This is a genomic window from Thermoflexus sp. (genome assembly GCF_025055495.1).
GTDB lineage: Bacteria > Chloroflexota > Anaerolineae > Thermoflexales > Thermoflexaceae > Thermoflexus.
Map to the genome: position 1 here is coordinate 1 of NZ_JANWXB010000412.1, position 6288 is coordinate 6288.

Genomic DNA, 6288 nt, shown 5'->3' on the forward strand with positions numbered 1-6288 from the left:
GATCTGGAGGCGTTCTGCCAGCGCTTCCACCGCGGCGCTCACCGGACCCGTGAGGCGCCTCATCCCCTCCCCGATCCAGCGCCCGATGACTTCCAGAATCCGCATGGCTTCCTCCGGCAACGGCTCCACACTCGGGTCATAGAACGTCAGGGCCCGCCGCTGATCCCTATCCCAGAAGCTCAGCTCGTAGGAGAATCCATCCGGAACAGGAGTTCCATATGCTTTCCCGGAAAGCGAAGGCAGGCCCTCCGCGATGCGCAGAACCTCGCCCACATCCACGGAGAAGCGCGTATAACGATGGATCCGTCGATCCAGGAAATAGAGGGTTCCCGATTCGGTGGCCATCAGCTCGTGATCGAAACCCGCCAGCCCTCCCTGGCGGCGGACCCGAAGAAGGACACCTGCGGGCAGGCCTTCTACCGCCTCCCCGGCGATCACCCGCAGATAGAGAAGTCCCCCTTCGCTCCGCTCCACCCTTCCCCGCAGCCGAAGCAAGGTGTCCGTAGCGGCCAGGTCAAAGGGCTGCAAGGAGGGAAGCGATTTAAGCGCCTCCGGACCGGCCGGGGCGATGTAGATCGCTCCGGTCGCGTCGGCCACGGCCACATCGCTTCGGGTGAGCGGCGGGCCATGGCCGACTTCCCCGAACAGATCCCATCCCCGGTAATACGCCACGAGGACGACCTCACGCCCCAGATAAGCATCCGGGTGGGCGAGAATCTCCCCAATCGGGATCACCCCCTGCCAGAGGGGGAGGCGGGTCGACAAGGGAGGACTTGCCGGGAGGCCGGGGCCGCATGCCGTAGAAAGCACAAGGACCATAAGCGCCGGAACGAGGGATATCCTCTTAGCCGTGTTCACAGCGGGGCTCCTTGATTTAGAGTTTCACAGGTAAGACGTCAGGACCCTGGCGTAGAGTTCCGCAGAGTAATGAACCGCCTCGTGCTTTGCCCAGCTATAAACTGGGGATTTGAGGAACCGAAGCGAGCCTGGAAGGCGATGGCCCCTCTCCCCTTTCTCTCTCCTCCCCACGGCCAGAGGGCCTTGGGGAGGGAGCCGGGGGCTGGCTGGGGGCCGAAGTCCCTCCGCCAGCTCCTGCCTCTCCCCAATCCAAGATGAACAGAGCAATAGTGCTTAACTCCTGACGGATGGGGATGCGGTGGGAATAGCCCCTCTCCTTTAGGAACGGGGGGATTGCTGAAGACACCCCACCCGCCCCCCAATTCCCTCGAGAAAGGAATCGCAAGTTCGTCCAAGACCCAGTCCATAAAAAGAAAGAGAGGGCTTTATGGGGATTGCCTCTCGCGCTCCTGCCGGGCCCAGGTCCGCCATTCCTCCAGCACGTCCCACAGGGATTGCTCCAGAGGGATACGGGGCTCCCATCCCAGGCGCTCCCGGATGCGGGCCGTGTCGGCCGCGCTGATCGGGATCTCCAGCGGGCGGATGCGCTGGGGATCCACCTCCACCCGGACGTTCACCCGGGCCATGGCGAGGAGGCGCTCCAGCACTTCCCGGATGGGGCGGGGTTGGCCGGACCCGATGTTGTAAACCTCGCCGGGCTCTCCCCGTTCCAGCAGGAGGCGATACGCGCGTGCCACATCCCGGACGTCGGTGAAATCCCGCTGGGCCTCCAGGTTCCCTACCCGAATCACCGGCTCCTGCAGCCCGGCCTCGATCCAGGCAATCTGACGGGCGAACGAGGGAACCGCAAAGCGAGGGTCCTGGCCGGGGCCGATGTGATTGAAAGGACGGGCCCGGATGATCGGCAGGGCGTAAGCCGTCGCATAGAGCGCGGCCAGCCAGTCCTGGGCGGCCTTGCTGACCCCATACGGGTTAGCCGGGCGGAACGGGTGATCCTCTCGAACGGGAACGTCCTCCGGGCGGATCAGGCCGTAGACCTCGTTCGAGGTCACGATCAGAACGCGGGGCCGCAACCCCAGCCCCCGGATGCCATCCAGCAAATTCAGGGTGCCACGCACGTTGGTCTCAAAGGTCCCCCAGGGATCCCTCCAGGATTCCGCCACGTCGGACTGGGCGGCCAGATGGATGATCCCTTCCGGACGCACCACGGCGAGCCCCTGGCGGACAGCTTCCGGATCCCGGAGGTCCACCTGGGCCAGCCGCAGGCGATCCGGAAACCCGGTCACGGGCCGCCGGGCCCATCCCCAGAGCTCCCAATCCGTCTCCTGATCCAAGATGTGGGCAAGGTGGCGGCCGACGAAGCCGCCCACGCCGGTGATGAGCAGACGCAAAGGCAGTAGCTCCTCTTCCGGAATCGCGTCGAGAGCGCAGTTCCGAATTATATCGTAACGCCCCGTCGCAAATCTAACGCTCTGTTTCACAAGTTTAGGGCACGAGGCTGAGGCCTGAAAGCCCCTGGCCCCGCAACCCAAAGACGTTGCTTTCTCTCTCCGCCCCTCGGCCTTTTGGGCAGTGGAAAAGAGGGGGCTTTTCCTTACCCATAATCCACATTCTCATCACTACCTTGGGAAGGGAGGGCCGCGAACTGAAGATGGCATCCTTTGATCCTCGGGTTGATCGCTGACCGTCTGATACCCCTGGGGAATGGAGGAGGCTGCTTTTGGCCCCCTCCGTTCCCTGATTTTCTCCTCTGCTGATTACGTCTGCTGAATTTTTCAAAGGATGGCTGGAATCTGGATCTCGCCCCCCAAAAACGTCAGGGGATCGGTTGACGTCTCCCCTACCTTCCCATAGAATTCCACCAGATTAAGACCGGACTTTGGATGAACGGGGCGTGTAAATTTGTTGTCCGGGCGCTCCACAGATGTTTATTCTTAGATTGGGGGGGCGGGGGCCCTTGTCCCTCACCTCCCCACCCTCGATAGATCTTTCTCCCCCTCCCCACGGCCCTCTGGGCCATAGGAGGAGGGGCAGAAGGGGCCATTCGGTCCAGTTACAAAACCTGGGGAGAAGTGAACAGACGATTGTGAACGACATCACCCGGAGTGCTCCGGCGAATTCCCTTCCGGCGAGGTGAAGATTTATGCCAGCGCTCTCACCCATCCAGATCGCCCTTCTGATCACTGGTGTTCTTCTGGCCACTCTGATCCTGGGAGGCCTACTGGCAGTTTTAATGGCCTGGCTGACCCGGGAGGTCCAGATGGCCTACGGTCAGGCTCCGGCGACACCCGCGAAAGCACCCGCGCCAGCGGTAGAGGCGGCGGTCGCTCCCCCTGCACCCTCCCAGCGGATCGGTCCCTGGCCGTTTGTGATCAGCGGCCTGGCCTTTCTGGTCGTTTTAGCGGTCATCTTTTACCCTATGCCTCAACCCCAGGCCGCCGCACCCGAGACCTCCTCCGAGGGAAGCGCAGCGCCTTCGACCCCGGCTTCGCCACCGGTAGTGGCGGCGCTCCAGGGGAATCCGGAGAAAGGCAAGGAGCTGTTCCTGGGCAGCTGCGCATCGTGTCACGGAGCAGATGCGAAAGGATTGCCCGGATTGGGAAAGGATCTGACGACAAGCACCTTTGTGAAACAGCAGACCGATGTCCAGTTGCTGGAGTTCATCAAGAAGGGGCGCCCGGCGACGGACCCGGCGAACACCACCGGGGTGGACATGCCGCCGAAGGGCGGCAACCCCGCCCTCACCGATCAGGATCTAGCGGATATCATCGCCTATATGCGCACGTTTAATCCGCACCAACCATAGATCGTTGGGCAACGCCCGCGCTCTGGAGGTGGTGAGCCCGGATTGGGGAAGCTGATGAGGCTCCTCCCCGCGGTCTCGAAGGCCATGGAGGAGAGAGGGAAAGATGGGGGCGGTCGAGGCGGATGGTGAGCAGAGGCCAGGGGGGTGGAGCAGGCGATGAAGCTGCCCATCCCACCCCCCTGGCCCTACCCCTTGTCAGGGCGATGGAACCCTGTTAAAATGTAAACAGCAAACGCGCCCGTAGCTCAGCCTGGATAGAGCGTTGCCCTGCGGAGGCAAAGGTCGCAGGTTCAAATCCTGCCGGGCGCGCCATGGAACGTCTGCAGAGGCCGCCGAGGGGCGGCCTCTGCGGTTTTTATCCCCCGAACTCCGCTCACAGGGATCCACGATGATTCTGGCAGCCTATCGAGAGTGGGCTTCCGAACAGGTTCGACAAGCGCTGCAAGCCCTGGGCCTTCCGCAGTCCCTCCCTCTGGAATGGCGGGATCTCCCCTTCGCCTACACCTGGGGCATAGCCACCCCCCTGGCGATGCAACTGGCTGCGCAGGAAAAAAAGATCAACCCCGACCTGGATGTCCCGGCCCGGGCTCAGGAGATCGCCCAGCGTTTAGCAGAGCATCTGGCAGGGATCCTGAAGGGGGATCCCCGCTTTCAGCGGGTGGAGGCGGTGCGGGGTTACCTGAACCTTTACTTCAATCCTTCCCATGTCGCCCGTTCTGTGATCGAGACCGTCCTCCGGGAGGGGCCATCCTATGGCCGGGGCGCCCCGAAGGGCGAACGGGTGATGGTGGAATTCTCGCAGCCGAACACCCATAAGGCCTTCCACATCGGTCATCTCCGCAACGCCGTCTTGGGGGACGCCCTCTCCCGCATCCTGGACTTCGCAGGCTTCGAGACGATCCGGGCCACTTACCCTGGGGACATCGGGGCCCATGTGATCAAGTGCCTGTGGGGGTATCTCCGGTTTCACCGGGGAGAGGAACCGGCCGAGCGACGCGGTGCCTGGCTGGGCCAGATCTATGCGGAAGCCGAGGCCCGCCTGGAGGAAGCGGACGCTTACCGTCGGGAGGTGGTTCGGTTTTTGCTGGGCGCCTTCCGGGAAGAAGGGATCACCCCCTGGGTGCGGGAGTTCCTCCTGAACCGCCTCTCGGAGGCCCTGGTCGCCCATGCCGCTTCCGGGCCGATCGGTCAGAAGGATACCACGCTCATGATCCGGGCCATGGCCACGGGGGAGCTGCCGGACCTCGACGCCATCGTGGATAAGGACTGGCTGTGGTCCCTCTGGGAGGCCATGGGGCAATGGTTGGAGGAACTGGCGGAGAAGGCGCGAGGCCGACGGGGAAAGGGCGGGGAAGCCGATCGCCAGGCGGTGGCGGCCCTGCAGGCCCACTACCGCGCCATCGGCCATCGCCCGGAGGAATGGAACTACGAAAAGGAAATCCGGGCCCTCTTCGCCCGATGGGAAGCGCGGGATCCCGAACTGCTGGAACTCTGGCGGCGGACCCGCGAGTGGAGCCTGGAGGAGTTCCGTCGGATCTATGAGGAACTGGACATCTCTTTCGATGTTTGGTTCTTTGAAAGCGAAGTGGAAGAGGAAGGCAAACGGATCGTGGAGGAGCTGATCGCCCGAGGCATCGCCACAGACCTGCGACCTCACGGTCCGGTGGTGGTCGAGATCGATCGTCTCCTGGGGCAGGAGGGGAAGGAGGAATACCGCACCCTCGCGATCCTGCGCAGTGACGGGACCACTTTGTATTCCACCAAAGATCTGGCCCTGGCCAAGCGCAAATTCGAGGGATTTCACATCGATCGTTCCATTTATGTTGTCGATGTCCGCCAATCGCTCTATTTCAAGCAGATCTTCAAGATCCTGGAGCTGTGGGGCTTCCCTCAGGCCAGCAAGTGCTACCACCTGGCTTATGAAATGGTCACCCTGCCGAGCGGCAAAATGTCCTCGCGGGCAGGGACGATCGTGCTTTATGAGGACTTCGCCGCTGAGGCCCGGGAGCGGGCGCGCCGGATCGTGGAGGAGAAAAACCCGGAGCTCCCGCCGGAGCAGAAGGCGCGGATTGCGGAGGCCGTAGCGAAGGGGGTGATGAAATACAGTATGTTGAGCGTGGACAACAACAAGGTCATCGTCTTCGATTGGGATGCCGCATTGAATCTGGAGGGACAGACCGGCCCGTATTTGCAATACGCCCACGCGCGGGCCTGTCGCATCCTGGAGAAAGCCGAGACGCCGGTGCGGCTGGAGGGCGATCGCCTCTTCGAGACCCTGGAGCCCCAGGAAGTCGCGCTGATCGAGGCCATCGCCACCTTCCCCGACCTGGTCCAGTCGGCCGCGGAGCGGTATAAGCCTCTCTTGATCGCTAACTACGTTTTCGATCTGGCGAAGGCCTTCAACGAATTCTACCGGGATTGCCCGGTGCTCACCGCGCCCCCATTGATCCGGGAGGGCCGGCTCGCCCTGGTCGCCGCCGCCCGACAGACGATCGCCAACGCGCTGAACCTCCTGGGGATCCCCGCACCAGAGGTCCTCTGAGGCCTTAAAAGCACTCCCCGAAAATTCGTTCCCAGTCCCCCCCTGCGGTGAAGCTGGCTTGCCGATCGAGGGCTGGGGGATG

At 63.0% G+C, this 6288-nt stretch carries 3 protein-coding genes, 1 tRNA gene and 1 pseudogene; 3 read left to right on the forward strand and 2 right to left on the reverse strand.

All coding sequences use genetic code 11. The annotated features are described in order from the left end of the window. Window positions 1-765 (reverse strand): annotated as a pseudogene (locus NZM16_RS13430) (hypothetical protein); the annotation flags it as partial. Between the two features lie 518 nt (window positions 766-1283). After that, window positions 1284-2249 (reverse strand): GDP-mannose 4,6-dehydratase, encoded by a 966-nt coding sequence (locus tag NZM16_RS13435; protein WP_295452998.1) that lies wholly within the window; start codon window positions 2247-2249, stop codon window positions 1284-1286. 752 nt (window positions 2250-3001) lie between these two features. Here NZM16_RS13435 and NZM16_RS13440 point away from each other — a divergent pair. The 3 genes from NZM16_RS13440 (at window position 3002) to argS (ending at window position 6206) form a co-directional block, all read left to right on the forward strand. Next, entirely contained in the window at window positions 3002-3664 is a 663-nt protein-coding gene (locus NZM16_RS13440; protein ID WP_295452995.1) for a cytochrome c, read from the forward strand. A gap of 234 nt (window positions 3665-3898) precedes the next feature. After that, a tRNA-Arg gene (locus NZM16_RS13445) sits at window positions 3899-3976 on the forward strand. 76 nt (window positions 3977-4052) lie between these two features. Continuing rightward, window positions 4053-6206, forward strand: coding sequence for an arginine--tRNA ligase (gene argS / locus NZM16_RS13450; RefSeq protein WP_295452993.1), 2154 nt, complete (start codon window positions 4053-4055; stop codon window positions 6204-6206). The last annotated feature ends 82 nt before the right edge of the window (window positions 6207-6288 follow it).